The sequence below is a fragment of the Allobosea sp. NPDC055332 genome (assembly GCF_053645455.1).
In genome coordinates this window covers 321123-348097 of sequence record NZ_JBSHMO010000005.1, presented here as the reverse complement: position 1 = coordinate 348097, position 26975 = coordinate 321123, and the positions used below count along the sequence as shown (strand labels likewise).

At 67.8% G+C, this 26975-nt stretch carries 23 protein-coding genes; 11 read left to right on the top strand and 12 right to left on the bottom strand.

Annotated features, from left to right (window positions below; all coding sequences use genetic code 11):
• Positions 1-22: 22 nt before the first annotated feature.
• The 4 genes from addA to ACWIGM_RS27130 all read right to left on the bottom strand — a co-directional run bounded on the left by addA (position 23) and on the right by ACWIGM_RS27130 (position 8093).
• On the bottom strand, positions 23-3508 hold the full coding sequence (gene addA / locus ACWIGM_RS27145; protein ID WP_454029091.1) for a double-strand break repair helicase AddA: 3486 nt from the start codon (positions 3506-3508) through the stop codon (positions 23-25).
• On the bottom strand, positions 3505-6609 hold the full coding sequence (gene addB, locus ACWIGM_RS27140) for a double-strand break repair protein AddB (protein ID WP_454029090.1): 3105 nt from the start codon (positions 6607-6609) through the stop codon (positions 3505-3507). Before addB ends, addA begins: the two co-directional genes overlap by 4 nt.
• A 6-nt stretch (positions 6610-6615) precedes the next feature.
• Positions 6616-7350: a nucleotidyltransferase family protein gene (locus ACWIGM_RS27135; protein WP_454029089.1), complete on the bottom strand. Its 735-nt coding sequence runs from the start codon at positions 7348-7350 to the stop codon at positions 6616-6618.
• A gap of 77 nt (positions 7351-7427) precedes the next feature.
• Complete coding sequence (locus tag ACWIGM_RS27130; RefSeq protein ID WP_454029088.1) at positions 7428-8093, bottom strand: nitroreductase family protein; 666 nt, start codon at positions 8091-8093, stop codon at positions 7428-7430.
• 81 nt (positions 8094-8174) lie between these two features.
• Between ACWIGM_RS27130 and polA the strand changes: the two genes are divergently transcribed.
• The 5 genes from polA to ACWIGM_RS27105 all read left to right on the top strand — a co-directional run bounded on the left by polA (position 8175) and on the right by ACWIGM_RS27105 (position 14822).
• Positions 8175-11219, top strand: a complete 3045-nt coding sequence (polA, locus tag ACWIGM_RS27125) for a DNA polymerase I (protein WP_454029087.1) — start codon at positions 8175-8177, stop codon at positions 11217-11219.
• 95 nt (positions 11220-11314) lie between these two features.
• Positions 11315-12487 (top strand): AI-2E family transporter, encoded by a 1173-nt coding sequence (locus ACWIGM_RS27120; RefSeq protein ID WP_454029086.1) that lies wholly within the window; start codon positions 11315-11317, stop codon positions 12485-12487.
• 61 nt (positions 12488-12548) lie between these two features.
• Complete coding sequence (locus ACWIGM_RS27115; protein ID WP_454029085.1) at positions 12549-12911, top strand: glycine zipper domain-containing protein; 363 nt, start codon at positions 12549-12551, stop codon at positions 12909-12911.
• Positions 12912-12913: 2 nt separating this feature from the next.
• Positions 12914-13333 carry a hypothetical protein gene (locus tag ACWIGM_RS27110; protein WP_454029084.1) on the top strand — a complete coding sequence of 140 codons (420 nt, stop codon included), beginning with the start codon at positions 12914-12916 and terminating at the stop codon, positions 13331-13333.
• A gap of 100 nt (positions 13334-13433) precedes the next feature.
• The gene (locus tag ACWIGM_RS27105; protein WP_454029083.1) at positions 13434-14822 is read left to right on the top strand and encodes a sensor histidine kinase; all 1389 of its coding nucleotides are present in this window, start codon (positions 13434-13436) and stop codon (positions 14820-14822) included.
• Positions 14823-14830: 8 nt separating this feature from the next.
• Here ACWIGM_RS27105 and ACWIGM_RS27100 read toward each other — a convergent pair whose 3' ends face one another.
• The 4 genes from ACWIGM_RS27100 to ACWIGM_RS27085 all read right to left on the bottom strand — a co-directional run bounded on the left by ACWIGM_RS27100 (position 14831) and on the right by ACWIGM_RS27085 (position 17997).
• Positions 14831-15190, bottom strand: a complete 360-nt coding sequence (locus ACWIGM_RS27100) for a response regulator (RefSeq protein WP_454029082.1) — start codon at positions 15188-15190, stop codon at positions 14831-14833.
• A gap of 179 nt (positions 15191-15369) precedes the next feature.
• On the bottom strand, positions 15370-15831 hold the full coding sequence (locus ACWIGM_RS27095) for a DUF992 domain-containing protein (RefSeq protein ID WP_454029081.1): 462 nt from the start codon (positions 15829-15831) through the stop codon (positions 15370-15372).
• A gap of 435 nt (positions 15832-16266) precedes the next feature.
• Complete coding sequence (locus ACWIGM_RS27090; protein ID WP_454029080.1) at positions 16267-17046, bottom strand: extensin-like domain-containing protein; 780 nt, start codon at positions 17044-17046, stop codon at positions 16267-16269.
• 156 nt (positions 17047-17202) lie between these two features.
• The gene (locus tag ACWIGM_RS27085; RefSeq protein WP_454029079.1) at positions 17203-17997 is read right to left on the bottom strand and encodes a response regulator; all 795 of its coding nucleotides are present in this window, start codon (positions 17995-17997) and stop codon (positions 17203-17205) included.
• Positions 17998-18330: 333 nt separating this feature from the next.
• Between ACWIGM_RS27085 and ACWIGM_RS27080 the strand changes: the two genes are divergently transcribed.
• Genes ACWIGM_RS27080 through ACWIGM_RS27070 form a run of 3 tightly spaced genes read left to right on the top strand, consistent with a single transcriptional unit; the run spans position 18331 to position 20832 of the window.
• The gene (locus tag ACWIGM_RS27080; RefSeq protein ID WP_454029078.1) at positions 18331-18555 is read left to right on the top strand and encodes a NepR family anti-sigma factor; all 225 of its coding nucleotides are present in this window, start codon (positions 18331-18333) and stop codon (positions 18553-18555) included.
• The gene (locus ACWIGM_RS27075) at positions 18542-19102 is read left to right on the top strand and encodes a sigma-70 family RNA polymerase sigma factor (protein WP_454029077.1); all 561 of its coding nucleotides are present in this window, start codon (positions 18542-18544) and stop codon (positions 19100-19102) included. Before ACWIGM_RS27080 ends, ACWIGM_RS27075 begins: the two co-directional genes overlap by 14 nt.
• On the top strand, positions 19102-20832 hold the full coding sequence (locus tag ACWIGM_RS27070; protein ID WP_454029076.1) for a sensor histidine kinase: 1731 nt from the start codon (positions 19102-19104) through the stop codon (positions 20830-20832). Before ACWIGM_RS27075 ends, ACWIGM_RS27070 begins: the two co-directional genes overlap by 1 nt.
• Here the strand turns inward: ACWIGM_RS27070 and ACWIGM_RS27065 are convergent.
• The 3 genes from ACWIGM_RS27065 to ACWIGM_RS27055 form a co-directional block, all read right to left on the bottom strand.
• Positions 20757-21668 carry a transglutaminase family protein gene (locus ACWIGM_RS27065; RefSeq protein ID WP_454029075.1) on the bottom strand — a complete coding sequence of 304 codons (912 nt, stop codon included), beginning with the start codon at positions 21666-21668 and terminating at the stop codon, positions 20757-20759. The two genes, ACWIGM_RS27070 and ACWIGM_RS27065, sit on opposite strands and share 76 nt — an antisense overlap.
• An 85-nt stretch (positions 21669-21753) precedes the next feature.
• On the bottom strand, positions 21754-22029 hold the full coding sequence (locus ACWIGM_RS27060) for a hypothetical protein (protein WP_454029074.1): 276 nt from the start codon (positions 22027-22029) through the stop codon (positions 21754-21756).
• 111 nt (positions 22030-22140) lie between these two features.
• Complete coding sequence (locus tag ACWIGM_RS27055) at positions 22141-23952, bottom strand: ABC transporter ATP-binding protein/permease (protein ID WP_454029073.1); 1812 nt, start codon at positions 23950-23952, stop codon at positions 22141-22143.
• A gap of 123 nt (positions 23953-24075) precedes the next feature.
• Between ACWIGM_RS27055 and ACWIGM_RS27050 the strand changes: the two genes are divergently transcribed.
• The 3 genes from ACWIGM_RS27050 (at position 24076) to ACWIGM_RS27040 (ending at position 26421) form a co-directional block, all read left to right on the top strand.
• Positions 24076-24837, top strand: a complete 762-nt coding sequence (locus ACWIGM_RS27050) for a Crp/Fnr family transcriptional regulator (RefSeq protein ID WP_454029072.1) — start codon at positions 24076-24078, stop codon at positions 24835-24837.
• Between the two features lie 135 nt (positions 24838-24972).
• Positions 24973-25773 carry a class I SAM-dependent methyltransferase gene (locus tag ACWIGM_RS27045; RefSeq protein WP_454029071.1) on the top strand — a complete coding sequence of 267 codons (801 nt, stop codon included), beginning with the start codon at positions 24973-24975 and terminating at the stop codon, positions 25771-25773.
• 87 nt (positions 25774-25860) lie between these two features.
• Entirely contained in the window at positions 25861-26421 is a 561-nt protein-coding gene (locus tag ACWIGM_RS27040; RefSeq protein ID WP_454029070.1) for an NADPH-dependent FMN reductase, read from the top strand.
• A gap of 7 nt (positions 26422-26428) precedes the next feature.
• On the opposite strand, the gene ACWIGM_RS27035 is transcribed toward ACWIGM_RS27040, so the two are convergent.
• Positions 26429-26944, bottom strand: coding sequence for a hypothetical protein (locus ACWIGM_RS27035; RefSeq protein WP_454029069.1), 516 nt, complete (start codon positions 26942-26944; stop codon positions 26429-26431).
• Positions 26945-26975 lie beyond the last annotated feature (31 nt).

Here is a 26975-nt window from a genome sequence, read left to right as displayed (position 1 = left end):
CGGCCGCAGGGTCAAGGCTGGCTCACCTTCCGGTGAAGCGGGGCTGATCCACCATATTCGCCAGGGTGGCGTCGAGCAGCTCCGGCGACGGCTCCAGCGGCTTCAGGCTCGCTGTGTAGATCGCGACCGCCCGCACCCGACGGCCGGGATAGATCGCGCCGACGAGCCGGCGATAGACCGCGAGCTGCGCCAGCGTCGAGGCCGGCAGCGCAGCCGCATTTTCGGGTGGGCGCGCCGCGGTCTTGAAATCGGCGATCAGGACCTCGTCATCGCTAACGGCGAGCCGGTCGATCCGGCCCTGCACCGGCCGCCTGCTGCCATCCGTCAGGGCGATCTCGCCAGCGAGCGGCACTTCGGCGAGGCTGCCCGGGCCGAACAACCCGCCGAACTCCGGCGCAACGATCAGTGCCAGCGCGTCCTCAACGATTGCAGCGCGGCGCTCCTCCGGCAGCGAACCGCCACGCGCCTCCGCCAGCGCGCGGGCCGTACCAGTGCGCCGTTCCGGCGGCACTTCCGGTAGGACCTGCAACAGAAGATGTGCGAGCCGGCCGGCCGCGGCGGCATTGGCGAGAAAGGGCCCGTCATGTGGACGCTCCTGCGCATCGGCCGCGGACAGCGCGCTCGACGGGCGCAAAGGCGGCGCCGGCTCGGCTTCCTCGGGTGCGGAGCGCGTCAGCCAGTCAGGTGCCGAAGTCGAGGCCAGCGCGGCGGCACTCTCCTCGGCTGCGATGTCTCCCGGCTGCGAGACCATGAAGCGGCGGACTTCGCCGTCGCCGTCGGGAGCCGACACGTCGCGCAGCCAGGGCTCGGAGCCGGCGAGGCCGAGTTCGGCCATGGCGTACCAGGATCCCTCAGGCGCCTCGCCTTTGGCCTGCACGCCGCAAAGGATCAGCCGCTCCTCGGCGCGGGTCAGCGCGACATAGAGCAGGCGATGATGCTCCTCGACCATCTGGGCGACGATCGCATCCTTGGCGCGCCGCATCGCGGCTGGATCATCGGCGCGCCTGCTCGGCCAGACCGGCACCTGCGTGCCGCGCGGCGGCTCGACCGCCATCAGCTTCGGCAGGCGGCGTTCGCCCGGCGCGATGCCGAGATCGGCGAGGATGACGACCGGCGCCTCCAGCCCCTTCGAGCCGTGCACGGTCATCACCCGGACCTCGCCGGCGCTGGCCGAGAGATCGCGCTTCACCTGCGTCGCCACTGCGCCGATATGGTGCAGGAAGCCGGCGAGCGAAGGGCCGTAGCGCCGCTCATGATCGAGCGCGGCGCTGAGGAAGGCGTCGAGCGCATCGCCCGCTTCCGGACCGAGCCGTGCCAGCGCCAGATTGCGGCCACCGCCGGGCCCGAGCAGGCCGGCGTAGAAGCGGAACGGACCGCAGCGCCCGACCTCCTCGGCGAGCTCGGTCAGGCGCGTCTCGATCGCGGCATAGCGCGGCTCGGTCTGCGCCGCCTGGCGGAAGGCATCGCGCAGCGAGCCTTTCCGCTCCGGCGCAAGGCGCATCAGATCGTCATCGTCGAGGCCGAAGAGCGGCGTCTTCAGCGTGATAGCCAGCGAGAGATCGTCCTGCGGCAGCAGGATGGCGCGGCCTAGCGCAACGAGGTCCTCGACCGCCGGATGGTCGGCGAGCGTGAGGCGATCGCGGCCGGCGACGGGCACGCCGCGATCCTTCAGCGCTTTGACGATCGCCTCGAACAGCGCGCCGCGCTGGCGCAGCAGGATCATCACGTCGCCCGGCCTGAACGGCCGGCCGATATCGTCGCGGCCGGCCTCGCTCCAGCGCTTCAGCACATCGGCGATGCGAGCCGCGAGCTTGACCAGGCCCGAGCGCCGCTCGGGCGCATCGACCGGCGCGGTCCAGGCATCGGGCTTCTCGCTGGCATCGTCGGCCGAGACCGGCCAGAGATCGACCGCGCCGATCGAGGCCCGCCTGACCGTGTCGTGACGCTCCGGCCCGGCACCGCCATCGAAGACGAGACCGCGCCAGTGCTCCTTGGGCGCAAACACCGCATCAACGGCGCGCATGATGTCGGGGGCCGAGCGGAAGGAGGTGGTCAGGCTGATCGGCTCGAAGCGCTGGCCGGCCTCCTGGAGGCGCCCGCCGAGCAAACGCCGCTCCTCGCTGAAATGGGCGGGCGCCGCGCCCTGGAAGCCGTAGATCGACTGCTTCTCGTCGCCGACGACGAAGACGGTGCGTGGCCTGATCAGCTCGCGCGCGCCCTCGCCGGCCGAAAACTCCTCGGCAAGGCGACGCAGGATCGCCCATTGCGCCTCGCTGGTGTCCTGGGCTTCGTCGAGCAGGATGTGGTCGATGCCGGCGTCGAGCTTGTAGAGCGCCCAGGCCGGATCGATCCGGTCGAGCAGCGAGCGGGCCTTGGCGATCAGGTCGTCATAGTCGAGCAGCGAGCGCTGCGCCTTCAGGCGGCGATAGGCGGCGAGGATATGGGTCACCAGCACGGCGAGCGCCGCGCTGCGCTCGCGCACGGCGATGGCGTTGAGCTGCTCGATAGCTTCGCCCAGGCAGGCTGCGACGGCGTCGAGCGCCGCATCGAGGTCGGCTGGCAGGGCGCTGTTGCCCTTGCCGCGGACATGCTGGGCGACATTGCCCTCGGCCGTGAGCAGGCCAGCACGGCAGGCTGCGACCGGATCGATGCCGGGCACATCCGAAAGTGCGAGCCTGATCGCCGCCGCCGCCTTGGCACGCGTCGCACTGCCGGCCTCGAAGGCAGCGACCAGCCGTTCGAGATCGGGCACATCAGTCAGGTCGCGCTGGAAGTGCTCGCGCACCTCATCCGCCGTCAGCTCCGGCGCGATGCCAAGGAAGGCGCTGAGCCCTGAAACGATCTCCTCAGGCCGGCGCGCCCGGCCTTCTGTATCGCTGAACACGGCGCGCTGGTGCAGCGCCTCGCGCATGATCTGGTCGAACGTGTCCTGCGCCGCATGCTCGGCCATGAAGCGCAGCGCCCGCGCCTGCGGCCCATCGGGAGCGGCTTCTGCAGCGGCTAGCAGGTCGCGCCGGGCATCGCGCATCAATTCGTCCTGGGCGAGGTCGTCGGCGACCTCGAAGCGCGGCGGGACATTGGCCTCGAAGGGCGCGCTCTGCAGCACGCGGGTGCAGAAGGCGTGGATCGTCTCGATCTTGAGCCCGCCCGGCGTCTCCAGCGCCTGCGCGAACAATCGCCGCGCCCGGCTGATGTCGCTCGCAGCCGGGAGCTTTCCCGTCAACGCCGACAGTGCCGCCCACAGCACCGAATCGGACGCCACCGCCCAGACCGACAGCGCCCGGAAGACCCGGTTCGACATATTGGCGGCAGCGGCCTTGGTATAGGTGATGCAGAGCATCCGGCCGGGCGCGACGCCGTCGAGCAGCAGGCGCAGCACGCGGTTGACCAGCACATGGGTCTTGCCCGAGCCGGCATTGGCCGAGACCCAGGCGCTGAGATCGGGCTCGGCCGCCAGCGCCTGATTGCGGCGCGTCTGCTCGGGGATGGTCCAGCCGGCCGGCGTCATGCCTCGTCTCCGGCATCGCCGCCGAGATCGGGCGCCGCCGACCATTCCTTGACCCGCGCGAGCTGGTCATAGGGACTGGCGTATTTGATGTAGGCCGGAGCGCGGCGCGACAGCCAGGGCTCGCGGCCGGCGCGCAAAACAGCAAGATGGTCGAGCAATTGCGCGAGATGGCGGGCGGTGACGTCGGCCTGCGCCTCGTCCTTGAACGACAGCTTCTTGTCCTTCTCCCAGCTCTTCGGGTCGTGGTTGAGCCTGAGATAGAGCAGCGCCTCGACCGGGCCGGGCAGGATGTCCGGCGAGAAGCCGTGGCGCAAAGCGAGCTCGGCCTCCAGCGTCAGTTGCGGGGCGAAGCCGAGGCGAACCTGCTCCTCGCTCGGCGGCGCGCCGGTCTTGAAATCGATGATGCGCAAGGCGCCTTCGCGCGTGACCTCGACGCGGTCGGCCCGGCCCGTCAGCAGGATCGAGGAACCGTCGATCAGCGGGAATTCGGCCTGCGTGTCGCGCTCGACGGCGACGCGGGCGAGCCCCGGCCGGCGCCGCTCCTCCCAGCCGAGGAAGTTCTGCGCGATCAGCAGGAAGCGCGGCCACCAGAAAGCGCGGACCTCCGGCGTCTCGTCATAGGCGCGGAAGAGGCGTTCGCCGATCTCGATCAGGCTGCCATAGGCGCCAGCCGGCACCTGCTCGGGATAGGTCTCGGCGAAAGTGCCTACGATGTCGTGCAGCAGCGAGCCGCGATCGGTCGCGCCGGGATCCTCGACGAGGTCCGGCAGGGCGTCGAGCCGGAGGATCTTGCGGGCATAGACGGCATAGGGGTCGCGATAGAGCGTCTCGACCTCGGTGACGCTGAACCGCTTCGGCTGCAGATGCGGCGCCGGATAGGGCTTTGGCCGCGGCACCGGCAGCAGATCGGCCGGCTTGCCGAGCAGCGCGGCCCAGGCGGTCAGCTCGCGCCCGCGCATCTCGGCCGCCGCCCAGGCTTCGGTGGGCGCCACCGCCTTGAGCCGCTGCCAGAAGCGCGAGGGAATCGTCTCAGCCTCGCCGGCTTTGCGAGCGCGGGTCAGCGTCACCTTGCCGGCGAGCGCCGCCGCGACGAAGTCGTGCGCGGTCTGGCCGATGCGCCGTTCCGGCGGCGAGAGGCCGAGCTCCGCCCGCATCGGCCGGTTGATGAAGGAATCCGTTTCGGTCGCCGGCGGCCAGACGCTCTCGATCAAGCCGCCAAGCACGACATGCTCAGCTTCGAGCAGGCGGGCTTCGAGCAGGCCCCAGATCTTGACGCGAGGATGGCCGGGATCGCGGCGCTGTACGACGCGCTCGCCGATCAGCCCTTCGAGGATCGCAATCCAGTCGCGGGCGCGGCCCTCGCCGGGCGCCTCCGGTAGCGCCGCGTCGAGATCGTCGAAGAGCTTGGCGAGCGCTTCGCCATCCGGGCCGCGCCAGGCGAGGACGGCGCCGGCCTCGTCGCCGCTAAGCTTTTCGACCGCCCGGCGGGCCTGCGCCGCAATCTCGCGCAGTTCGGGTGCGGGGCCGGCCAAGGCCGCGACGAGCGGAGCGAGTGCCTCTTCCAGCGCCGCCAGCACCTGTTCGGCCGCGCCGACATCCTCGTCTGTCAGCTTACGGCGCGGGCGCGGTGCGTAGGTCGCCTCGCGCAGCTCCGGCATCGCCTCGAAGGCGCGGCGCAGGCCGGGAAAGCCCGAACTGACAGCCTCGCCGCGCCAGCAGCCGATCTCCAGCGTCGCTGCGCCTTGCCGGAGGCGGGCTTCCGGCAGGCCGAGGCGGCAGTGCGGATGCGCCAGCAGCGCCACGAGGCTCGCCGGCGAGAGATCACTATCGACCGCATCGAGCGCCAGCCTAAGCAGAGCGCCGGTCGGCCAGCGGCCGAGCGGCAGGCCGGCGGAATCATCGGCCTGGATGCCCCAGCGCCTGAGCTCGACGGCGACGCGCTCGGCGAGGCCGCGATCGGGCGTGATCAGCGCAGCACGAGCGTTTGGCTCTTCCAAAGCCTCGCGCAGGGCCAAGGCTGCGACCAGCGCCTCCTCGCGCTCATCCGCCGCTTCGACGATGCGCAAGCCGTCGAGCGCCCCGATGGGTATGGGCGCAGCGCCGGCCCAGTCATCAGTAATGGAGGCCGGCAGCAAAGCGCGGCGCAACAGGTCGCGGCGCGCTTCCAGGCCCGGCGAAGGCTCGGCCAGGATGATGACCTCGTCGCGGCCCGCGCCGATCTCGTCGAGCAGGCGATGCAGCGCTGCCTGCGGATGCGAGGGCGCCGGCTCCTGGACGATAGCGCGCCAGCCCTGTTCGGAGAGCGCCTCGTCGAGATCGGGCAGCACGACGGCGCCGTTCGGCGCGCGGGCGAGCGCGGCGAGCAGCCGGGCCGTGGCCGGCACCGTGCCGGTCGAGCCGGCCGCGATCACCGGCCCGTGGAAATCGCCTGCGAGCAGGCGCTCGCGCTCGGCCGCCAGCATACGGTTGCGGAACTCGGCCGGATCGCATTCGCCCCGCTGTTCCAGGATCGCTGGCCAGGCTTCGGCGATGATGTCGAGGAAGCGGGCGTTGAACTGCCAGATCTCGTCGAAGCGGGCGGCGTCGAGCCCCTTCAATCGCGCCGGCGAGACGCCTTCGGTCTGGAGCTGGTCGAGCAGATGGGCGAGGTCGCCGGCGAGCCCCCAGGCCTCGGCCAGGGTCGCCGGCATCAGCGAGGGCTCGGCCGGGTCGAGCTTGAGATGTTGGCGGTTGGCGGTGCGGCCCCAGGCCGAGATCAGCGTCGTCAGGATGAAGCGACGGCGCAGGGGATCGATCGGCGCGACCCGCCCAAGCGCGAGGGCATCGCCCGCGCCGGCGATCAGTGCCGTCTCGGCTTCGTCGACATCACCGAGCGGGACGATGCGCGGGAGCAGTAGCGGCCGCCCGCCGAGCTTTTCCGATAGGATCGTGCCGAAGGCCCGCGCCGCGCGCTGCGTCGGCAGATAGAGCGTGGTGCGCGAGAGCGCGGCGGGATCGCCAGAGTCGAAGGCCCGGCCGAAGCGGCCTGCGATCAGCTGCTCTGCCAGGACGGAGAGGAAGGGCGCGCCGGCCGGGATGCTGAACAGGTTGAGCCCGGCCATCGCGGCTCACCCGCCCTGATGAGCGGCGTAGGCCTCTTCCGCCAGCGGAATCGCCTCGGGCGTGCCGACATGCAGCCAGCGGCCATCGAGCAGGTGGCCGAACAGGGTTCCCTTGGCGATGCAACGGTCGAACAGCAGGTTCAGCGAGAACGGCCCGTCAGGCGTATCCGCAAACAGCTCCGGCTTGATGATCGCGACACCGGCATAGACGTAAGGCGCGCTCGCAGCCTGCCCACGCCGCACCAGCCGGCCGGCCTCGTCGCGGAAGAAGTCGCCGGCACCGTCGAAGCCGACACTGCTCTCGCGCTCGGCGAGCAGGAGCAGCATGTCCATGCGCGCCGCATCCCAGGCAGCGGCCATGGCGGCGACATTAGGCGCGCCCCGCTCGCTCCAGAGCGAATCGGAATTGACATGGAAGAACGGCTCGGCGCCGAGCAGCGGCAACGCCTTCTTCACGCCGCCGCCGGTTTCGAGCAGGACGTCGCGCTCGTCGGAGATCGTGATCTTCGGGCGGGAGCGCCCAGCGACGCGGGCTTCGATCTGCTCGGCGAGGTAATGGACATTGACCACAGCGTCCGCAACGCCGGCTTCCGCCAGGCGGTCGAGCGCGTGGTCGAGCATGGTCTTGCCGGCGATCGCGACCAGCGGCTTCGGCATGGTGTCGGTGATCGGGCGCATGCGCTTGCCGAGCCCGGCGGCGAGCACCATGGCCCGGCGGATCGGCGGCGAACTGGTCTGCATGACGTGAACGAATCTCCCGCCGGCCAAGACTGCTACATCAGCCATGGCCGGCACGATTGCTCAAGTGCGGCGGCAGCTCAGAGGAAGCTGGCGATCTCCTCCAGTGGCTTCTTGCCAATCGCCGGGACGACGCAGCCTTCGGCGGGATAGCCGACGACGAGCAGGATCAACGCCTTCTCGTTGTCGGGCCGGCCGCAGAGTTCGTTTAGGAAATTCATCGGCGCCGGCGTATGCGTCAGCGTGGCCAGGCCCGCCTGGTGCAGCGAGGCGATCAGGAAGCCGGCGGCGATGCCGACCGACTCAGGCACGTAGTAATGCTTCACCTTGCGCCCCTGCGCATCATAGCCCCAGCGCTGGGCGAAGATCGCGATCAGCCAGGGCGCGGTATCGAGGAAAGGCTTGTGCTCGTCGGTGCCGAGATGCTCGAGCGCATCGAGCCATTCCTCGCCGGCGCGGCCGGCATAGAAGGCGCGCTCCTCTTCCTCGGCGCCTTCGCGGATTTTCTTCTTGATCTCAGGATCGGAGATGCAGACGAAGGTCCAGGGCTGCTGGTTGGCGCCGGATGGCGCGGTGCCGGCGGTCGCGACCGCCGCCTCGATGATCTCGCGCGGCACAGGCCTATCGGAATAGTCGCGCACGGTGCGGCGCTTCTTCATCGTCTCCAGGAATTTGAGCGCCTGCGCCTTCATCTCCTCCTCGGGCAGGCCCTGGAAGGCGAGCGGCATGGTGACATAGGCGTTCATCGATTTCCTCCTGACAGCTTCTTGCGGGCACTGCTGCTTGCACAATAGACCATCCCGGCGCGCAGCCCTATGGTCCCGGCCATGACGAACGACAGCTCCCAGCTCAAGCCCGGCGACCACCTCTTCCTGGTCGATGGCTCGAACTTCATCTTCCGTGCCTATTTCCAGTCGATCAACCAGGACCGGAAATACAATGCCCGCTCTGATGGGCTGCCGTCCGGCGCGGTCCGCCTGTTCGCGACGAAGCTGTTCCAGTTCGTGCGCGAGGGCGTGCTCGGGGTGAAGCCGACCCATCTCGCCATCGTCTTCGACAAGAGCGAGAACTCCTTCCGCAAGGAGATCTACCCGGCCTACAAGGGCAATCGCTCCGATCCGCCGCCGGATCTGATCCCGCAATTCCCGCTGATGCGCGATGCGGTACGCGCTTTCGGGCTGATCCCGGTCGAGCAGGACGTCTACGAGGCCGACGACCTGATCGCGACCTATGCGAGGCAGGCCAGCGAGGCCGGCGCCGACGTGCTGATCGTCTCGGCCGACAAGGACCTGATGCAGCTCGTGCGGCCGGGCGTCGCCATGTACGACCCGGCCTCCGGCGACGCCAAGAAGGGCGCGGGCTTCCGGCCGGAGCGGCGCATCGGCGAGCCCGAGGTGGTCGAGTATTTCGGGGTCACGCCGGACAAGGTCACCGATGTCCAGGCTCTCGCCGGCGATGCGACCGACAATGTCCCCGGCGCCCCTGGCATCGGCATCAAGACCGCGGCGCAGCTGATCGGCGAGTATGGCGATCTCGAAACGCTCCTCGCCCGCGCTGGCGAGATCAAGCAGCCCAAGCGCCGGGAGACGCTGACCAATCCCGAAGTGGTCGAGAAGGTCCGCATCTCGCACAAGCTGGTCACGCTGGTCGACGATGTGAAGGTCGAGACGCCGCTCGGCGAGCTCACCCTGAACCAGCCCGATCCGGCAAAACTCATCGCCTTCCTCAAGGCGATGGAGTTCACCACCATCACCAAGCGCGCCGCCGAAGCCTATGAGGCCGATGTCGGCGCGATCGACGCTGATCCCGACCTCGCGCCAGGCGGTGCTCGCGCCGCCGCGCTCAAGGCGCTCTATGCCGAGACCGACCTGCCTGTCGTCGGAGCGGCCGTCGCGGTCGCGACCGATGGCGAGACGACCGTGGTCGCCGCCGCGGTGGTCGAGGGCAAGGCCGCGCCCGCGGCCGATGGCTGGCTACGCCCGGCCGATCTTGCCGCCGCGCGCAAGGACGCGGCGATCACCGTCAAGATCGACCATGCGGCGTACGAATGCGTGCGCACAATCGCCGATCTCTCGCGCTGGATCGGCTGGGCCTATGAGGCCGGCCAGGTCGCGCTCGACACCGAGACCAACTCGCTCGACGTAATGCAGGCCGATCTGATCGGCATCTCGCTCGCGGTCGCGCCGGGCAAGGCCTGCTATATCCCGCTGCAGCACCGCGCCGGCGACGGGCTGTTCGATTCCGGCCTGCTCGACGGCCAGATCCCGCTCGATCAGGCGCTGGCCGAACTGAAGCCGCTGCTCGCCGATCCCGGCGTGCTCAAGATCGGGCAGAACCTCAAATACGACATCGCCGTGTTCAACCGGCACGGCGTCGAGGTCGGCCCCATCGACGACACCATGCTGATTTCCTACGCGCTCGATGCCGGCCATGGCGGACAGGGCATGGACCGGCTCTCGGAGGTTCATCTCGGCCACAAGCCGATTCCCTATTCGGAGGTCGCCGGCACCGGCAAGAGCCAGGTCACCTTCGACAAGGTGCCGCTCGACAAGGCGACCGCCTATGCCGCCGAGGATGCCGATGTGACCTTGCGGCTCTGGCTGGCGCTGAAGCCGCGGCTCGTGCCGGAGCGCAAGACCACGGTCTACGAGACGATGGAACGCCCGCTCGTGCCGGTTCTGGTGCGGATGGAGCGGCGCGGCATCGCGATCGACCGCCAGATCCTGTCGCGTCTGTCGGGCGAATTCGCGCAGTCGCTGGCGCGGCTGGAGGACGAGATCCACACGCTTGCCGGCGAGAAATTCACCATCGGCAGCCCCAAGCAGCTCGGCGACATCCTGTTCGGCAAGATGGGCCTGCCCGGCGCCAAGAAGACCGCGACCGGGCAATGGGCGACCGGCGCCGGCGTGCTCGAGGATCTCGCCGAGCAGGGCAATGAACTGCCCGCCCGCATCCTCGACTGGCGCCAGCTCGCCAAGCTGAAATCGACCTATACCGACTCGCTGCCGACCTATGTGAATCCGCAGACCCACCGGGTCCATACGTCTTACGCCCTGGCTGCGACCACCACCGGCCGGCTCTCCTCCTCCGAGCCGAACCTGCAGAACATCCCGATCCGCACCGAGGCCGGCCGCAAGATCAGGACCGCCTTCGTCGCCGAGAAGGGCCACAAGCTGGTCTCGGCCGACTACAGCCAGATCGAACTACGCATCCTCGCCCATATCGCCGAGATCCCGCAGCTCCGGCAGGCCTTCGCCGATGGCGTCGACATCCATGCGATGACGGCGTCCGAAATGTTCGGCGTGCCGGTCGAAGGCATGCCGAGCGAGGTGCGCCGCCGAGCCAAGGCGATCAATTTCGGCATCATCTACGGCATCTCGGCCTTCGGCCTCGCCAACCAGCTCGGCATCTCCCGCGAGGAGGCCAGCGCCTATATCCGCAAATACTTCGAGCGCTTCCCCGGCATCCGCGACTATATGGACCAGGCCCGCACCACCGTGCGCGCCAAGGGCGCGGTCGAGACGATCTTCGGCCGCGTCTGCCATTTCCCGGCGGTCGCCTCGAAGAATCCGTCCGAGCGTGCTTTCGTCGAGCGCCAGGCGATCAACGCGCCGATCCAGGGCTCGGCTTCCGACATCATCCGCCGCGCCATGATCCGCATGGAGGACGCGCTCGCCGCCGTCAGGCTCGACGCGCGCATGCTGCTGCAGGTGCATGACGAGCTCGTCTTCGAAGTGCCGGAGGCGCAGGTCGAGGCGGTGCTGCCGGTGATCCGCAAGGTCATGGTCGAGGCGCCGCAGCCGGCGGTGCAGCTCAAGGTGCCGCTGGTCGTCGACGCGCGCGCCGCCGACAACTGGGACGAGGCGCACTGAGAGCCGGCTCCGGACCGCCGGAACCTTCGCCGCAACAGCCGCGTTGAGCAGCCGAGGTGCGCCGGGGGGCGCAATAGCGCGCTGGATGGTCAAACATGCTCAACGCCTCGGCCTGGAGTCCCTTTCCTCGCTACATGGCGGAACCGGAGGACGATACGCCCTCCAGCGAAATCACGCCCCAGGACCATGACCTGATCGTCCGTTATGCGATCGTCGGCATCTTCGTCATCCTCGCCACCGCTTCGCTCTACCTGACGCGTGTCATCGCGCTGCCGATAACCGCGGGCGTGATCTTCGGTCTGGTGCTCGGGCCCCCGGTCGACGCGATGGTGCGGCGCGGCGTACCGCAGCACCTTGCCGCGGCGCTGGTGGTTCTCTTCGGGGCGACCCTGCTGCTGCTGCTGATCGGCACGCTGACCGTCCCGATCGCCGCCTGGAGCGATCAGTTCCCGAAGATGGTGACCGCGCTGAAGTTCAAGCTCGTCGGCGTTCTCGCCTTCATGGAGGACTTCAAGAAGTTCGCCGAGAATTTCTCCACAAGCGACGGCGCCAAGGTCAGCGTCTCCGACGGCAACCCGCTGGTTTCGATCGCAGTCTCCTCGACCGCGGCCGCGGGCGGACTCCTGATTTTCGTCGCGACCGTCTATTTCTGGCTGGCGACAAGGCGCCATCTCAAGGCCCGCACGCTTCGGCTCTGCCTCGGCCGCGGCGCGCGCAAATCGGCAGGCAGCTTCTTCCAGGAAATCGAGACCCGCACGGCCCGCTATTTCGGCCTGGTAACGCTGATCAATCTCGGCATGGGCGTTATCTCGATGGCGATCGCCTGGTGGGCGGGGCTGCCCTATCCGGTGTTCTGGGGGGCGCTCGCCTTCTTCCTCAACTACCTCGCCTTCATCGGGCCGATCATGGTCACGGTCGCGTTCTTCGCAGCCGGCCTGCTGTCGCCATCCTCACTGCTCGTCGCGGCCTGGCCGGCAGTGGCCTATTTCATCGTCCATCTGATCGAGGGCAATGCGGTGACGCCGATCGTCGTCGGCCGCCGCCTGACGATCTCGCCCTTCCTCGTCTTCATCTCCTTCATCTTCTGGCTCTGGCTGTGGGGGCCGGTCGGGGCGGTGCTCTCGACCCCGATCCTGCTCGTCGCCCTCGTCGCCCGCGAAGAGGTCGCCAATTACCGCAAGGCGCTTCAGGAGGCCGAAGAAGCCGCGAGCGAAGCGTCCCCCGCCAGCGATGCCCCGTCAGGAACCGCTCCGGCGCTGGTGCGTTGAGCTTTGCGCCACGTCACCGCGCGTGGCATCGTCGTCGAATCCAGCATCATGGGAGCCGTTGATGGCCGCAACCAGCACCACCGCCAAGCGACAGGCCGCGGCCTCGGCCAAACGCGCCAGGGACGAGGTGGCAGACGCTGCTTCCGATACGACCGAGCGCGCTCGCAGCGCCGGCCGCCGTGTGAAGGATGAAGCGGACGAGATCGAGGCCAGCCTGACGCGTGGAGCCGAGGATCTCGCCGCGACGGTCAGCGAGAAGCTGAGATCGGTCGGAGTCGATACCGACCGCATGGCCGCCGTCGCGCGCGAGCAGGCCGGCGATCTGGAAGAGCTGATCATCCGCGAGATCCGCGAGCGGCCCCTGCGGGCGCTCGGCCTGGCAGCCGCGGTTGGATTGTTCGTCGGCTTCCTGTCGGCGCGCTGACCATGTTGGGGGGGCTGACCGGTCTGGTCACGCGCGAGGTCGGCGGCGTCGTGCGCCGCAACGTCACGGTTCTCGTGCTCTATCTGCTGGCAGGGTTGCTGGCGGCCGGTGCCGTCGGCTACGGCCTCGACGCGCTGCACACCGTCCTGACGCTGCATTACGGGGCGATCATCGCCAGCCTGGCGATCGCGGGCGGGCTGCTCGTCACTGCGCTGCTCGTGCTCGGCATCGCGCTCTATGTGAAGAACCGGCCGCGCCCGGACCGGCGCCTGGCTGCTGCGGTCGCCGCCGCTCCGATCGCGGCCTCGCTGGTCGGCAACCGCAAGCTCGGCTGGCGTGCCGGGCTGGTCGGCGGCGTCGTGCTGCTCGGGCTCATCCTCGGGCGCCAGTTCGCGCAAGGCGATGACGACGCTGAAAAATAAGGCAGACCTTCCCTGAGTCGATCGACTTTCGGCAGTCGGTTCGCACGGACCTGTCTTTTTACCTTGGGCGATCGGGTTTCAGCGTCTATTCAAGGCGACGATGAACGCCCAGCTGAAGCTTCGTCCACGCTGGCTGTTGCCGGGACTACCCCTGCTCGGTACGCGCCTTTACACCGCCTCCTCGGCGGCGATCGCGATCGTCATCGTCGCGGCCGCCGTCCTCATCGCCGGCTGGATCAACATCCAGGCGGATGAGGCATCGCGGCTGGTCTCGCGATCGATCGACATACGCGAGCGCAGCGAGCGCTTCCTCAGCAACCTGCTCGACGCGGAAACCGGACAGCGCGGCTTCCTGCTCACCGGCGACGAGCATTATCTCGAACCGTACAACGAGCGGCGGGCAGAGCTCATCCCGAGCCTGGACCAGATCGAGCTTCTGACCGCCTACAGCCCGACGCAGACCGAGCGCGTACAACACGCCCGGGCCATCACGATCCGCAAGCTCGCCGAGATGGCCGAGACCATCGCGCTGATGCGCGCCGGCAAGCGCGACGACGTCACCACGCTGGTGGCCCAGGGCACGGGCAACCGGCTCACCCAGCAGCTGCGCGACATCGTCAGCACGATCCAGCTCGAGGAGAATCATCGCCTGACCGCCAGCAGCCGCCGCGAGGCGCGCCGCCGCGTGCTCGCCAGCGTCGGCATCCTCGTCGCCCTCGCCGGCCTGTGCTTCGCGGCCTGGCTGCAATTGCGGGTTCGACACCGCCGGACGGTCTCGTTGTCGAGCTCCAATGCCGAGCTGGAACGGAAGGTGGCCGAGCGCACGCTCCAGCTTGAGAACGAGCGTTTGCGCATCGAGGCGCTGCTGCGTGACGTCAACCATCGTGTCGGCAACAATCTGGCGATGGTCTCCGCCCTGCTCAATGTCCAGACCCGGCAGACGCGTGAGCCGGCGGTCAAGCAGGCGCTCGCCCAGGCGCAGTCGCGCATCCAGGCGATCGCAGCCGGGCAACGCCGCCTGCGACTCGATATCGAGGCCGACGAGATCGAGGCCCGGCCCTATCTGGAAGACCTCCTGGCCGAGATCGGCAAGGCAGCGGAGGGGCGGCCGATCGAGATCGCGCTGGCGATGGACGCGATCCGCCTGCCCGGACGGGATGCCGTCTCCTTCGTCGTCGTCATCAACGAACTGGTGACCAACGCGATCAAGCACGCATTCCCCGACCACGCCCCCGGCAGGATCACGATCCGCCTTGCCCGCACGCCCGAGGAGAATCTCGTCCTCTCGGTCGAGGATGACGGCATCGGGATGCCGGAAGACCAGCCGACAGCCGGACTGGGCAAATCCGTGATCAACGCCCTGCTGCGCAGCATGCGGGCCGATATGGAGATCACGCCGCTATCGCCCGGCACCGCGCGGCCGGGCACGCGTGTCGCCGTCACTTTTCCGAAACGGGAGCAGCCGGCCGAAGAGGAAGCGGCGGAATAAGCCGTTCTTCAGCGCTTGTTCACGGCCTTGGAGACGAAGCGGCCGAGCTCGTCGGCAGAGAAGGGCTTGCGCACGAAGCGCACGTCGCGCAATTCGGGCGGCACCTCGCTCGGCGCCGACCCGGAGACGAAGACCAGCGGGGTTCCCTTGGCGCGCAGACTGGCGGCGATGGCGAAGGTCTTGCCGCCGACGACATCGATGTCGAGCAGGGCGCAATCGAGCGGCTCATCGGCGGCGCGTCGCGCCTGCGACACCGATTCGACCACGATCAATTCGGCAGCGTCGCCGAGCTCTTCGCTCACCGCGCTCTCGATATCCATCGCAATAAAGGGGTCGTCCTCGACGATGAGGACCCGAATACCGGACATGAGCCCCAGATCACCTTCCAACTTCACGACATGCCCCAAGTCAGTTGCCTGCTTGTAGAGCCTGTTGAACGCCCGCTTGGTCGGCCTTGTTCCGTTCTGAGGCGGATTGTCTGCCCCGATCCCTTCAAATTCAACTCAAATTGGCTGGATATGGTTAGGAAAGCGTAAGTATCCGCTGGTCAGCGCTTGCGCGGCGCGCGGAGGAGATTGAGCTCGAAGTCGGTGACGCCGAGGGCGACATTGGCGCCACGCTGCAGCGGCAGGGCTCGCGGTACCAGTCGCACGTCGCCGTCATGGCTGCCGGTCAGGGCGACCTCGCCCTGCTTGCGGGCATAGGCTCCGCTGAGAACGCCAAGGGGCGCACGCGCATAGGGACCATAAACCCGCCAGGCGAGCAGGCTGCGCCCGACCGTCTTGGCATCGAGCGCAAAGCCGCGAATCACACCCGAATAATTTTGCAGCGGTCCGCGGCGCGGCCGAAAGCGGCAGTCGAGCGGCCTCTGGGTCGCGACGGCCTGAGCAAGGCCCGCGCCGATCGTACAGGTCAGGCGTCCGGCCGGCGCGCCGCTCTGCGCCAGGGCTGGAGCAGCGGACAGGCTAGGCCCGGCCATCAGGAGGATCATTGCGATCAGACGTCTCATTCGCGCTCTCCTGCACCCTGCCCCGGAAACATCCGATCTCCACCCAGCCCGGAACCTTCTACCATCCAAGCCGCCTCGAAACCGCACCAAAGCGCCGCAATCGTTCCATAGTTCCCAAATAATCCGGAACCTCAATCCGGTGCTCGCGTTAACGGGAACAGACCAGTGGGCGCGCAAATGCCAAAGCAAGGACGGACTGACCCGGTGCGGATATTCCCAACCCCTACGCTGGCGCGTGATCTTCCGCCATTCTGGGAGCTCGAACAACTTCTGCGCGAGGGTTTCGACCATGATTCCGCGCTGGCCGAGCTCGCCCGCCGGCGCGAGAGCTGGTCGTGTGGACGGCGCATGCCGCCAACGGCCGCGCAGTCCGACACTCCGGACGGTATCTTCACGATCGTGTCATAGGACTGTGCCGGGCTCATCTGGTAGAGATCACTGGCAGAAGCGGCTCGAAGCCGCGCGGCGCTGCTGAATATCGACATGGAGATGGTTGGCGTGAGCTGCGTCCGACCCGGGACCGAGCACGGTCATGAAGGCGCCGCAGGCCGATTGGCGCACAGCATCGAGAAAACGTATCTGCTCCAGGCCGCTGGGCCGCTCGACTGATACGGCCGTTCCGCCCTGTTTCTCATCACCGAGTTCGAAGGCGAAAATGTCAAGCGCCCGTCCTGTGGCGTGCTCGCTGAGCTGCCCTTGCGTCTGACGGTTACGCCGGCGGCATTCATGCCCGCCGCCGACGCGAAGCGCCGTCAGCTCACGGCCGAAAGCCCCGCGGGCCAAAGGCTGCAGGCTCGTGTCGAGCCAGAGCGAAACCGAGCGCGCCAGATCGCAGCTGATCGTCGGAGGCGGGATCAATCCGACCTGTCCCGGACCTGAAGCCGTGCGAACCGCCAGAGCCTCGACAACGACTGGATCGACCACCCGGCATTCCTCCGAATCAGGCTTCACCGCGGTCCCAGCGGGACGAATCCTGTTCCCCGGCACGCTGGTCAGAACCCGGATACAGGCGCTGACTTCAGCTGTCGCGCCGGGCTCCACCACGACCGGCGCGGCCGGCCGCACGGGAGCCGGAGCAGGAGCCGGCAAGGAGGCGGGGCGGGACGGGGGCAGCGTCGTGGTCGCCGGCCGGGTCTCGCGGCTCCATGCGGAACTGCCGATGGTAAGCCCAACCGCTGCGATCGCTGCCGGCCAGAGAGGCGAGAGGCGCGACATGCTGTCAGCCAACGGCCGTGAACAGGACCGTCAGAGAAGCTGCGACGATTAACGCCGCCAGCAAAGCCATGGACATGACCGATCTCCCTCGCATCGCCCGGGCCGGGGCAACGCGAGGGGCGGCCGGTTTGTTCCCGGTCACCTCGACGCGGAAAGTCAGGCGGCCTTGCGGCCGGCGCGGCGGTCGAAGAACAGCGCCTGGCTGATCGCGGCCTTCACGGCTTCCGGCTGGAAAGGCTTGGTGATCAGGAAGGCGGGCTCGGGCCGGTCACCGGTGAGCAGCCGCTCCGGATAGGCGGTGATGAAGATCACCGGCACCTCGATGGCGCTGAGGATCTCGTTGACCGCCTCCAGGCCGGAGCTGCCGTCCGCCAGCTGGATATCGGCGAGCACCAGGCCGGGCCGCTTCTTGGCAACCAGCGCGATCGCCTCACGATGCGTCCTGGCCACACCGGTGACCCTGTGGCCGAGCTCCTCGACCATGGTCTCGATGTCGAGGGCGATGATCGGCTCGTCCTCGATGATCAGCACGTCGGTGGCGACCTGCTCGGCGATCTCCTGGCCGGCGGTCTGCACGAGGCCGGTTGCGTCGCTGGTGGAGATGTTCATGATCTGCGCGACCTCCTCGATGGAGAAACCTTCGACCGTCCGCAGCAGGAAGGCCTGGCGCGAGCGCGGCGTCAGCGCATCGAGATTGCGCTCGGCAGCGGAGCGTTCGGCTTCCGGCGCCGATGCCTGGGTGTTGAGCCCGACGGACGACCACATCTGCAGGAACAGCCGGTAAAGGCCAACGCGCGGGCCAAACTCGCGCGGGAAGGTGCCGGGGTCGGCGATCAACGCTTCCAGCGTCGCGACGACATAGGCGTCGCCGCCGGCCTGCGTGCCGCTCAGCGCCCGGGCGAACCGACGCAGATACGGCAGGTGCGGCGCGATTTCAGTGGCGATCGACATCTTGCTATCCCCCAGAGAACCCTGATCGATCATCTTGCGGTGCAAGCCGATCGGACCGGGCTCCATCCAAATGGAGAGACGGATTCACCGGTCGGGCTGCTTCAACCCGATCGGATCCGGCTCTGGACAAAGTTGCTGGAGAAGAGCACCCAAGTCACTGTTATGACAAGAAAAATATTTTTTGTTCCCGGCGGAACCTTTTGCCTTCGGCCTCGTTATTGGGCCGAATGAAGGTGCGTTTCGGGGCAGTCGCGCGTAGGCGTGTCAACGAGCGTGCGACACGTGGTTTGGTGTGACCGGCGGAATGGCGGCGCGCCGATGGAGCGAGGGATCATGAATCTGATGAATGTCGATCCGCCCAAAGCGGCCCGAGCCGAGCCGGACGACGAGATGGCACTCGACCCGAGGGTGCAGGAGTCGATCGGCCGGTCCCTCAAGGCGCACTATGACGACCTCGTCAATGCGCCGATCCCCGATCGCTTCCTGGTGCTGCTGGCCCAGCTCGAAGATACCGAACGGCGGCTGAAGGCCGAGGGCGGTGCCGATGAGCGCAGCTGATTTCAAGGATGGGCTGATCGCCGAGATTCCGAACCTGCGCGCCTTCGCGGCGTCGCTGTCGGGGTCGATGCAGCTCGCCGACGACCTGGTCCAGGATACCCTGCTCAAGGCCTGGGGCAATGCCGACAAGTTCCAGCCCGGAACCAGCCTGCGCGCCTGGCTCTTCACCATCCTGCGCAACACCTATTACTCGCTCTACCGCAAGCGCGGGCGCGAGGTGCAGGACAGCGAAGGCACCTATGCCGACCGGCTCGCCACCCATGGCAACCAGGAGAGCCACCTCGACCTCGCCGATTTCCGCAGAGCGTTGGCGAAGCTTCCCGAGGAGCAGCGCGAAGTGCTGATCATGGTCGGCGCCACCGGGTTGTCCTATGAGGAGACTGCCGAGATCTGCGGCGTCGCGATCGGCACGATCAAGAGCCGCGTCAACCGGGCGCGATCCAAGCTGGCGGAATTGCTGTCCATCGGCGGCATCGACGATCTCGGTCCTGATCATCGGATCACCGCGGCCGTCCAGCGCGCCGGACCCGAAACAGTCGGCAGCTGATGGCGCTCTCGCTGTTCAGGACGGTCCGCGGACGCCTCCTGGCACTGATGGTCGTGATCGTCCTGCCGATCGCCTGCCTCACGGCAGCCGCGGCGGTCGCGACCTATCGGACCGTCTACGAGGCGATCGAAACGGCGCAGACGCGCGCGGCGGATGATTTCGCCGTTCGCACGCGCGTCTGGTATCGCGGCGCGCTGCGCTCACTTGTCGCCAGCGCCGCGACCATCCGGGCGATATCGCCGCCATCCGACATGTGTGACCGTGTCGCCGAGAAGGCGATCGCTGCGGTCTCGGGCTATGAAGCGCTGTTGCTGCGGGTGTCCGGCCGGCCGGACTGCATCGGCGGGCTCGACGCCAGCATCCCGCCCGGCGAGCTCGCCGCAGTGGCTGGCCGGCTCGCGACACGCCCACCGATCAGGCTCTGGGGCGGCACGGAGTTCACCAAGGCCCGCTACGATCAGGTCACGATCGCAGGGCGTTCCTATCTGGCTGTCTACAGCGAGTTCGACGAGGGCGATGCCCTCCTGCTGACCAAGCCGGACCCGCTCGACGACACCTTCGACCTCGGCGGCAGCGACAAGGGCATGATGGCGGCGCTGCTGCGCAGAGGTGGCGACGTCGTGGTCGCACGTGGTGGTGCGCAGGCCGACGCATCATGGCTTCCCAAGGTCGAGGTCGTACCCGAACAGATGGCGCACTGGGCCGCCGACAGCCGGGCCGGGCCGGGCCGGACCTACGCTGCCCGCATGGTGGCGGAACCGGATCTTTATGTCGTGGTGAGCTTCGACGGTACAGCGGAGCAGGCAGCGAAGACCCAGTTCTATACGCTTTTGCTCGCTCCGCTGCTGACGCTGACCCTGCTCGGACTGGTCTATATGAAGGCGATCGACCAGCACTGCGTACGCTGGCTGCGCGGCATCGAGAAAACCGCCCGGGAACGGTCCAGTTCGGCCAGCGCCCGCGTCGCGCTCTCGGACGAGATGCCGCGCGACATCCGCAGCGTCGCCGAGGCGTTCAACACGATGGTCGACGAGCAGGAGGTGCGCCAGAGCAAGCTCAGGCTTGCGCTCGACGACAACCGCTTCCTCGTCCGCGAGCTGCACCATCGGGTCAAGAACAGTCTCCAGGTGGTGCAGAGCTATATCGGCCTCACCAAGCGCGACCATCAGGGCGAAGCGCGCATGGCCCTGTCGGACGCGGAGTGCCGCGTTCATGTGTTGTCGGCCGCCTATCGCTTCACCCTTGCCGATGGCGAAATGCAGCCGGTACGCATCGATCTCTTCCTCGACGACGTCGTCGCGATGATCTCGAACCTGATCCTTGCCCGGACCCAGCGGTTCGAGAGCCGCGTCGAGACGCAGGCCGCGCTGCCGATCGACCGGATCATTCCGCTCGGTTTCCTGATCGTCGACGTCGTCAGCCGGGCGCTGCGGGCAGCGCCCGGTATCGGCATTACGCTCGCCGTGACGAATGCCGGCGACGAGATCATCGACGTCGCCATCACCACGGACCGCGACACCGCCCAGATCGCACCGCCGCGCCTGTTCGCAGGGCTGCTGATGCAGATAGAAGCGGTCGAAATCAGCCCGCCGCAGGGCCGCAACCTCGGCGTCTGGCGCCTCGGCCATGCCGTCAGGCGCAAAGGTGACGAGGCTCAGCCCAGCCCGTCGGCCGGCGTGATCTCGACGCCGACGCTGAGCCCGATGAAGGCGCCGGTCGGACCGATATAGCTGCCCGAGATCGGCGAAGCGTCTGCAGGCACCCGCGCCACCGCGACGCGCAGCAATTGCCGGTCGGCGACGAGGTTGTTGGTCGGATCGAACTCGACCCAGCCATCATTGGGGATGAAGACCTCGGCCCAGGCATGGGTCAGGCCGACGACAGACCTCGTTCCCCCGGCCTCCGGCGAGCGGTCATGGATATAGCCTGTGACGAAGCGTGCGGCGAAACCGAGCCGGCGCGCCAGCTCGATGAACAGCCAGGCGTAGTCGCGGCAGGAGCCCATCCGGATCTGCAGCGTATCGAGCGGGTGCTGGGTGCCCTCGTCGTAGCGGACCGCATAGGTCAGGCCCATGCTGATCTCGCGCGCCAGCGCCCGCAGGAGATGGCCGCCGTTCAGCCGTGCCCTGAACTCCTGCAACCAGATATCGAGTGCTCCGGCAGGGTCGGCGGCGGCAAGGTCGAGATAAGGCTGGAGCACGGCACGCTCGGCCGGCGTGTAGCTGATCTCCGAGATCTCGATGTCCGGCTCCACCCGCGTGCGGGGGAGGGCCGAACCGAAGCGCTGGACGATGAGCTCGCTGACAATGTCGAGCGTATCGGCGGTGCCCGCGAACGCCGCCATGGCAACCGGGTTGCCATAGGCATCGTGCATCCAGCGCAAATTGGCCTGCGGCGAGATCGCGATCGCAGTGTCGAGCACGCGCAGATCGAAGGAATCGCGCGGTCGCAGCATCAGACGGTGCGGACCGAACTGCACCGGCTGCGCATAGCGATAGGTCGTCGCGTGGCGAATACGCAGGTACATGGTCGTCCCCAGCCGCTCGTTCTCGAACTTCACCGTCACGGCAAAAAGCCGCCTCGCGGCGGCTTTGCTGGTCAGGCACATCAATTACGCGCGAGTGACGGATCGGTTCCGCCGCCGGCCCGGCTCAGCGCAGGACGGTGTTGCCCCTGAGGCTGGCCTCGCGCTGCGAGGTCGGAACGACCCGGTGGGCGAGATCGCGGCGAACTTCCGCCGGATTGACCGCCGCGAACTGGACATCGGCCGGAACACCGCGCTGGAGCTTGGCCTGAGCCACCGCTTCCGAGCTCTCGCCGAAACCGTTCTGGATCGAGGCACCCATGGTGAGCGCCGTCACGACCAACGCCATACCGCCGAAGAAAGTGGCAGCGCGCTTGAGGGGGGCAAGGCTGGCGGTGGTCATCTTCGCTCTCCCGTTCGTGTGATCGCCCTTGAAGGCGGGGTCGGCTTCTCAACCCGTTCGGCCAGGATTTGTTCCGGTTTGCCGGGAATTCGCAGCGATCCGGATTCTTTTTCAGGCGTCGGGCCGATCGTTGGCGGCCTCGCGGCGGCGGAACAGCCGCCAGAGCGATTTGCTGAGGCGCTTCGACGTCAGGTGCGCGCCGGCCTCGCGCTTCTCGAAGGTGATCTTGCGCTCGTGGAAATCCTCGAGGGCCGGGCGGTGTCCCACGCTGATGACCGTCGCATAGGAGAGTTCGCTCTCGATCAGGCCGAGCAGCGAGTCCTGGCTGGCTTCGTCGAGCGCCGAGGTCGCCTCGTCCATGATGATGATGTCGGGTTTCTGGATCAGCAGCCGGGCGAAAGCGACGCGCTGACGCTCGCCGCCCGAAAGAGTCTGATCCCAACGCTCTTCTTCATCGAGCCTGCGGCCGAGATAAGCGAGGCCGCAACGCTGCAGTGCCTCCGTCACGACCGTGTCCTCAACCCGGCTTTCAGCCTCCGGGTAGAGCAGCGCGTTGCGCAACGTGCCGATCGGAAGATACGGCTTCTGCGGCACGAAGGCGACACGCTTGCCCGGCGGCAGCGCGATCGAACCCGAGCCCCAGGGCCAGAGCCCGGCGATCGCCCGGATCAGGGTGCTCTTGCCCGTCCCGCTTTCACCGGCGATCAGCACCTTTTCGCCGGCGGCAACCACCACCGACGCGTCGGCGATGACGATCCGCCCGTTGCTGTGGGCGATCGAAAGATCGGCGATGTGGATGCCGCCATCGTCGCTCTCGCCCAGTTCGATCTGGGTTTCGCCTTCCATGATCGTGCCGACATCGAGCGCCTCCAGTGCTTCCGCCAGCTCGTCGACGCGCGTCACCGAGGCGAACCACTCCGCCAGCCGGACAAAATTGTCGACGAACCAGATCAGGGCCGCCTGCACCGCGCTGAAGGCGGCGACGACCTGCATGACCGCGCCGAGCGTGATCTCGCCCGACAGGTATTTCGGCGCGATCAGCAGCAGCGGCACGATCGGGAACAGCGCGCCGTTGGTGTTGAGCACGATGGCGATGACGCCCTGCTGCCGGATCACCTTCAGCCAGGCGGCAACGACCCGGCCATAGTTCTCGCCGACGGAATCGCGCTCGTCGGCATCGCCCTTGATCAGGGCGATGCTCTCGGCATTCTCGCGCAGACGCGTCATCTCGGCACGGAACTGAGCCTCGGCCTCGTTCTTGGCGGCGATGCGCGGCACCAGAGGCCGCCCAGCGAAATAGGCAGCGAGCGAGGCGACGACCGCATAGACGATCGCCGCGAGCGCCATATAGCTCGGGATCACGATCTGCGTTCCGCCGAGCGTGAAATGCGCCGCCCCCGCGACCTGCCAGAGAATCGCGGCGAAAGTCACCGCCGTGACGAAGGCGCTGAGCAAACCGATGGCGAACTCGACCAGGGGCTCGATGGCGAGACGGACATCCTCGGCGATGCGGTATTCCGGCGCGCTCTGGTCGGGCGCGACGAACTGCATCCGGTAATAGCGCTGGTCGGCGATCCACCAGCCGGCGAGGCGGTGCGTCAACCATTCGCGCCAGCGCAGCTGCAGCAGCATCCGGCTGATCACCAGGCAGGACAGCGATGCCGCCGAAGCCGCGATGATCAGCGGCAGCCAGGCGACCGTGGCCCAGACCTTGTCGAGGTCACGCTTTTCGAGTGCATCAAAGAAGAACCGGTTCCAGGCGTTGACGCCGACCGCCGCGCCGAGCTGGGCGGCGACGAACAGTAGCACGACAACCGTGAGCCCCCAGGCACGCAGCCGGCTCTGCCCGGTCCAGAAGCGCCGGGCCACGCGAAAGAACTGGCGCAGGCGCGAACGCCGCAACCCGGAGGCGGATGGTTTCATGCGGCGGCCTCCAGAGCCAATCTGCTAAGCTCAGACAGAGCGCGATTGCTAAGCGGCAAGTTTCGCGCCACAGAGAAAACGCAAGCTTTCGCCGCGAGTTCCGGGCGGATGAGGGAGCAGTGCGTGATCGTCGCATCGAGCAATCACCGCAATCACCGCAGCCCGTCCTGCCTTGCCTGTCCTTTGCGGCTGATGCCGGCCTTCAAGGACAAGTCCGACGAGGAGATCCGCTTCATTCAGGGGATGAAGCTCGATCATCGGCAATTGCAGGCCGGTAGCGACATCATCCATCCCGGCCAGGAAGATGCCGAGCTCTACACGCTCTTCTCCGGCTGGGCCTTCCGCTACAAATCGCTGCCGGACGGGCGCCGTCAGATCCTCAACTTCCTCCTGCCCGGCGACCTCGTCGGCCTGCAGGCCTCGCTGCTCAGTGCCGCCCAGCACGGCATCGAGGCGTTGACCGAGGTCGAGCTCTGCGTCTTCCCGCGCCGGCGCACCTATGAACTGTTCGGGCGGATGCCGGCGCTGGCCTATGAGCTCGCCTGGCTCGGCTCGCGCGAAGAGAGCCTGATCGACGAGAACCTGACCTCGGTCGGCCAGCGCAGCGCGCAGGAACGGATCGCGGCGCTGGTGATCTCGCTCTATCGCAGGGCAGAAACGCTCGGCCTCGTCACACAGAACAGCTTCGCCTTCCCGCTGACGCAGCAGCAGCTCGCCGACGCGCTCGGCCTGTCGCTCGTCCACACCAGCAAGACCTGGGCCCGCCTGCGCAAGGCCGGCATGTTCACGCTGGAGCGGGGACGTCTCACCATCCATAATCCGCGCCTGACCGAACGCATGGCCCTGCTCTTCGACAGCGAGCGCCACCCGCGCCCGCTGATCTGACCGGCGACACTCCGACACGCGCAAGAAATCGCTGGATTCGCCCCGCTCTTGACCCCATATGACAGCGGCGTAACGTCACAGCATTGTCATGTCGCTTCGACGCGGGCCATCGCCCTCGCCGCATTGAGGTTCTGGATGGCCCATTCCGCTTCCGGTCAGCGCCTGCGCGCCCCCCGCTTCGGACGCTCGTCCGTCGCAGCACGGCTGGAGCATGAGGTGCGGCTGACCGCGGCGGATTTCGCCGACAGCGTCGCGGAGGCTAGGCTTCGGGTCGCCGCCGCGCGCTACAAGGTCGAGGACGAGGTCCGCAACACCGCCGGCAAGCTCAAATCGCATGTGCGCAAGGCGGCTGACGAGGCCAAGGCGCGCTTCGGCGACGATGCCCGCTTCCTCAAATCCTGGATCGATTCGCCCGGGCGCACCGGCGCGGTTGCACCATCGAGCCCGTTCCTGGCCAAGCGCATGGCCTCTTACGTCGATCCGCAGGCCGAGGGGCCGGTGGTCGAGATCGGCCCTGGCACCGGCCCGGTCACCGAGGCGCTGATCGCGCGCGGGATCGACGAATCCCGGCTGATCCTGGTCGAGTACAGCCCGGAATTCTGCGAGCTTTTACGCCGCCGCTTCCCGCAGGCCACCGTCATCGAGGGCGATGCCTATGCGCTCTCGACCACGCTCGCGGGGCACCTGACCGAAAAGGCGAGTGCGGTGGTGTCCTCCCTGCCGCTGTTCAACAAGCCCCCGGTGGAGCGCACGGCGCTGGTGCAGGACGCCTTCGCGAAGGTGCTGCGCCCCGACGCACCCTTCATCCAGTTCACCTATGCGGTGATCTCGCCGGTGCCGCGCAAGGGCGCAGGCCTCAAGGCGCAGGTTTCCGACTGGGTGCTGCGCAACATTCCGCCAGCACGCGTCTGGGTCTATCGCCGCGCCAAGCCATGACGGCGCGGGCTTGACGGGAGCCCTGCATCGCTGACATCGCGAGCTGAGAAGCCGGGCTGCTCGCTCCGGCTGCCTGTCGGAGTGACCATGCCAAAAATCCTCGTCTTCGCCGGCTCCTGGCGCCCGGGCTCGATGAATGCCCGGCTCGCGACTCTCATCGCCAAGAACCTGGAAGATGCGGGCGCGCAGGTGACGCAGATCTCGCTCGGCGACTACCCGCTGCCGCTGATCGACGCCCGCGCCTTTGACAACGATCCGCCTGGCGAAGCGAAGGCGCTGGCGGCGCTGGTCGACGCCCATGACGGGCTCTTCATCGCCAGCCCCGAATATAATTCCGGCTATCCGCCGGCGCTGAAGAATGCGCTCGACTGGATCAGCATCGTCCGTTCCGGCGGGCCCGGCCTGCGCGAGAAGGTCGTCGCGATCGGCGGCGCCTCGGCCGGCAATCTCGGTACCTATCGCTGCCTCACGCAATTGCGGACCGTGCTCGAGCTCGGCTTCGGTGCGCTGCTGGTGCCGGAGATGCTTGCCGTCAATGGCGCCGACAAGGCCTATGGCGAAGACGGCGACTTCGCCGAGAAGCGCCTCAGGGGCATGCGCGACAAGATGGTGGCGCGGCTGGTCAAGGTGGCGGCGTTGCACCCTTAGAGCGCGGTCACTCCATCCCGCACGGCCCGCTCGCCGGCGACAGGCGCCAGAGCCCGTCATCCGGCTTCGCCGGGATACGAACCGCGCCGTCGGCGATCTCCTCGGCATCGTAGGGGTTGGGATTGGCGGTGATGCCGGCGTTGCGGATGTCGAGCGCCCCGTTCGGGCCGCGCTCGACGCGCCAGCTGCCGGCTTCCCATTCCGGCACGCAGCGCATGCCCTGCCCGGCTGCCTTGCAGATGCCGCCGAGCTGATAGTCGAAGCTCTGATCGGCCTTCACCCGCTGCCGCAGGTTGAAATAGAGCGCGACATAGAAGCCACCCTGCCCGGCTTCGGGCCAGTTCTCCGGCAGATGGACCAGGCGGATCCGCGCGACCTTCTGCTGCGGGTGGGCGGCGAGATGGCCGGCATCATAGACCCGCTCCCAGCAGGCGGCCCGCGTCGGCGGTAGCTCGCGCTCGAGCGGCCGGGCCTGTGAAAGGGCAGCAAGGCAGCAGATGGCGGCAATCAGGGGCAGGCGCATCGCAGCTCTCCTTGCCGTAAGGTGATCCACA

What these genes read in the sequence shown, in the direction of transcription:
- addA (WP_454029091.1), bottom strand. Translation starts at nt 3,508, where the DNA reads ATGACGCCGGCCGGCTGGACCATCCCCGAGCAGACGCGCCGCAATCAG.
- ACWIGM_RS27085 (WP_454029079.1), bottom strand. Translation starts at nt 17,997, where the DNA reads ATGTCGATCGCCACTGAAATCGCGCCGCACCTGCCGTATCTGCGTCGG.
- ACWIGM_RS27060 (WP_454029074.1), bottom strand. Translation starts at nt 22,029, where the DNA reads ATGACCACCGCCAGCCTTGCCCCCCTCAAGCGCGCTGCCACTTTCTTC.
- ACWIGM_RS27120 (WP_454029086.1), top strand. Translation starts at nt 11,315, where the DNA reads ATGCTCAACGCCTCGGCCTGGAGTCCCTTTCCTCGCTACATGGCGGAA.
- ACWIGM_RS27115 (WP_454029085.1), top strand. Translation starts at nt 12,549, where the DNA reads ATGGCCGCAACCAGCACCACCGCCAAGCGACAGGCCGCGGCCTCGGCC.
- ACWIGM_RS27090 (WP_454029080.1), bottom strand. Translation starts at nt 17,046, where the DNA reads ATGTCGCGCCTCTCGCCTCTCTGGCCGGCAGCGATCGCAGCGGTTGGG.
- ACWIGM_RS27105 (WP_454029083.1), top strand. Translation starts at nt 13,434, where the DNA reads ATGAACGCCCAGCTGAAGCTTCGTCCACGCTGGCTGTTGCCGGGACTA.
- ACWIGM_RS27070 (WP_454029076.1), top strand. Translation starts at nt 19,102, where the DNA reads ATGGCGCTCTCGCTGTTCAGGACGGTCCGCGGACGCCTCCTGGCACTG.
- ACWIGM_RS27075 (WP_454029077.1), top strand. Translation starts at nt 18,542, where the DNA reads ATGAGCGCAGCTGATTTCAAGGATGGGCTGATCGCCGAGATTCCGAAC.
- ACWIGM_RS27100 (WP_454029082.1), bottom strand. Translation starts at nt 15,190, where the DNA reads ATGTCCGGTATTCGGGTCCTCATCGTCGAGGACGACCCCTTTATTGCG.
- addB (WP_454029090.1), bottom strand. Translation starts at nt 6,609, where the DNA reads ATGGCCGGGCTCAACCTGTTCAGCATCCCGGCCGGCGCGCCCTTCCTC.
- ACWIGM_RS27080 (WP_454029078.1), top strand. Translation starts at nt 18,331, where the DNA reads ATGAATCTGATGAATGTCGATCCGCCCAAAGCGGCCCGAGCCGAGCCG.
- ACWIGM_RS27035 (WP_454029069.1), bottom strand. Translation starts at nt 26,944, where the DNA reads ATGCGCCTGCCCCTGATTGCCGCCATCTGCTGCCTTGCTGCCCTTTCA.
- ACWIGM_RS27130 (WP_454029088.1), bottom strand. Translation starts at nt 8,093, where the DNA reads ATGAACGCCTATGTCACCATGCCGCTCGCCTTCCAGGGCCTGCCCGAG.
- ACWIGM_RS27095 (WP_454029081.1), bottom strand. Translation starts at nt 15,831, where the DNA reads ATGAGACGTCTGATCGCAATGATCCTCCTGATGGCCGGGCCTAGCCTG.
- ACWIGM_RS27110 (WP_454029084.1), top strand. Translation starts at nt 12,914, where the DNA reads ATGTTGGGGGGGCTGACCGGTCTGGTCACGCGCGAGGTCGGCGGCGTC.
- ACWIGM_RS27045 (WP_454029071.1), top strand. Translation starts at nt 24,973, where the DNA reads ATGGCCCATTCCGCTTCCGGTCAGCGCCTGCGCGCCCCCCGCTTCGGA.
- ACWIGM_RS27055 (WP_454029073.1), bottom strand. Translation starts at nt 23,952, where the DNA reads ATGAAACCATCCGCCTCCGGGTTGCGGCGTTCGCGCCTGCGCCAGTTC.
- polA (WP_454029087.1), top strand. Translation starts at nt 8,175, where the DNA reads ATGACGAACGACAGCTCCCAGCTCAAGCCCGGCGACCACCTCTTCCTG.
- ACWIGM_RS27040 (WP_454029070.1), top strand. Translation starts at nt 25,861, where the DNA reads ATGCCAAAAATCCTCGTCTTCGCCGGCTCCTGGCGCCCGGGCTCGATG.
- ACWIGM_RS27135 (WP_454029089.1), bottom strand. Translation starts at nt 7,350, where the DNA reads ATGCAGACCAGTTCGCCGCCGATCCGCCGGGCCATGGTGCTCGCCGCC.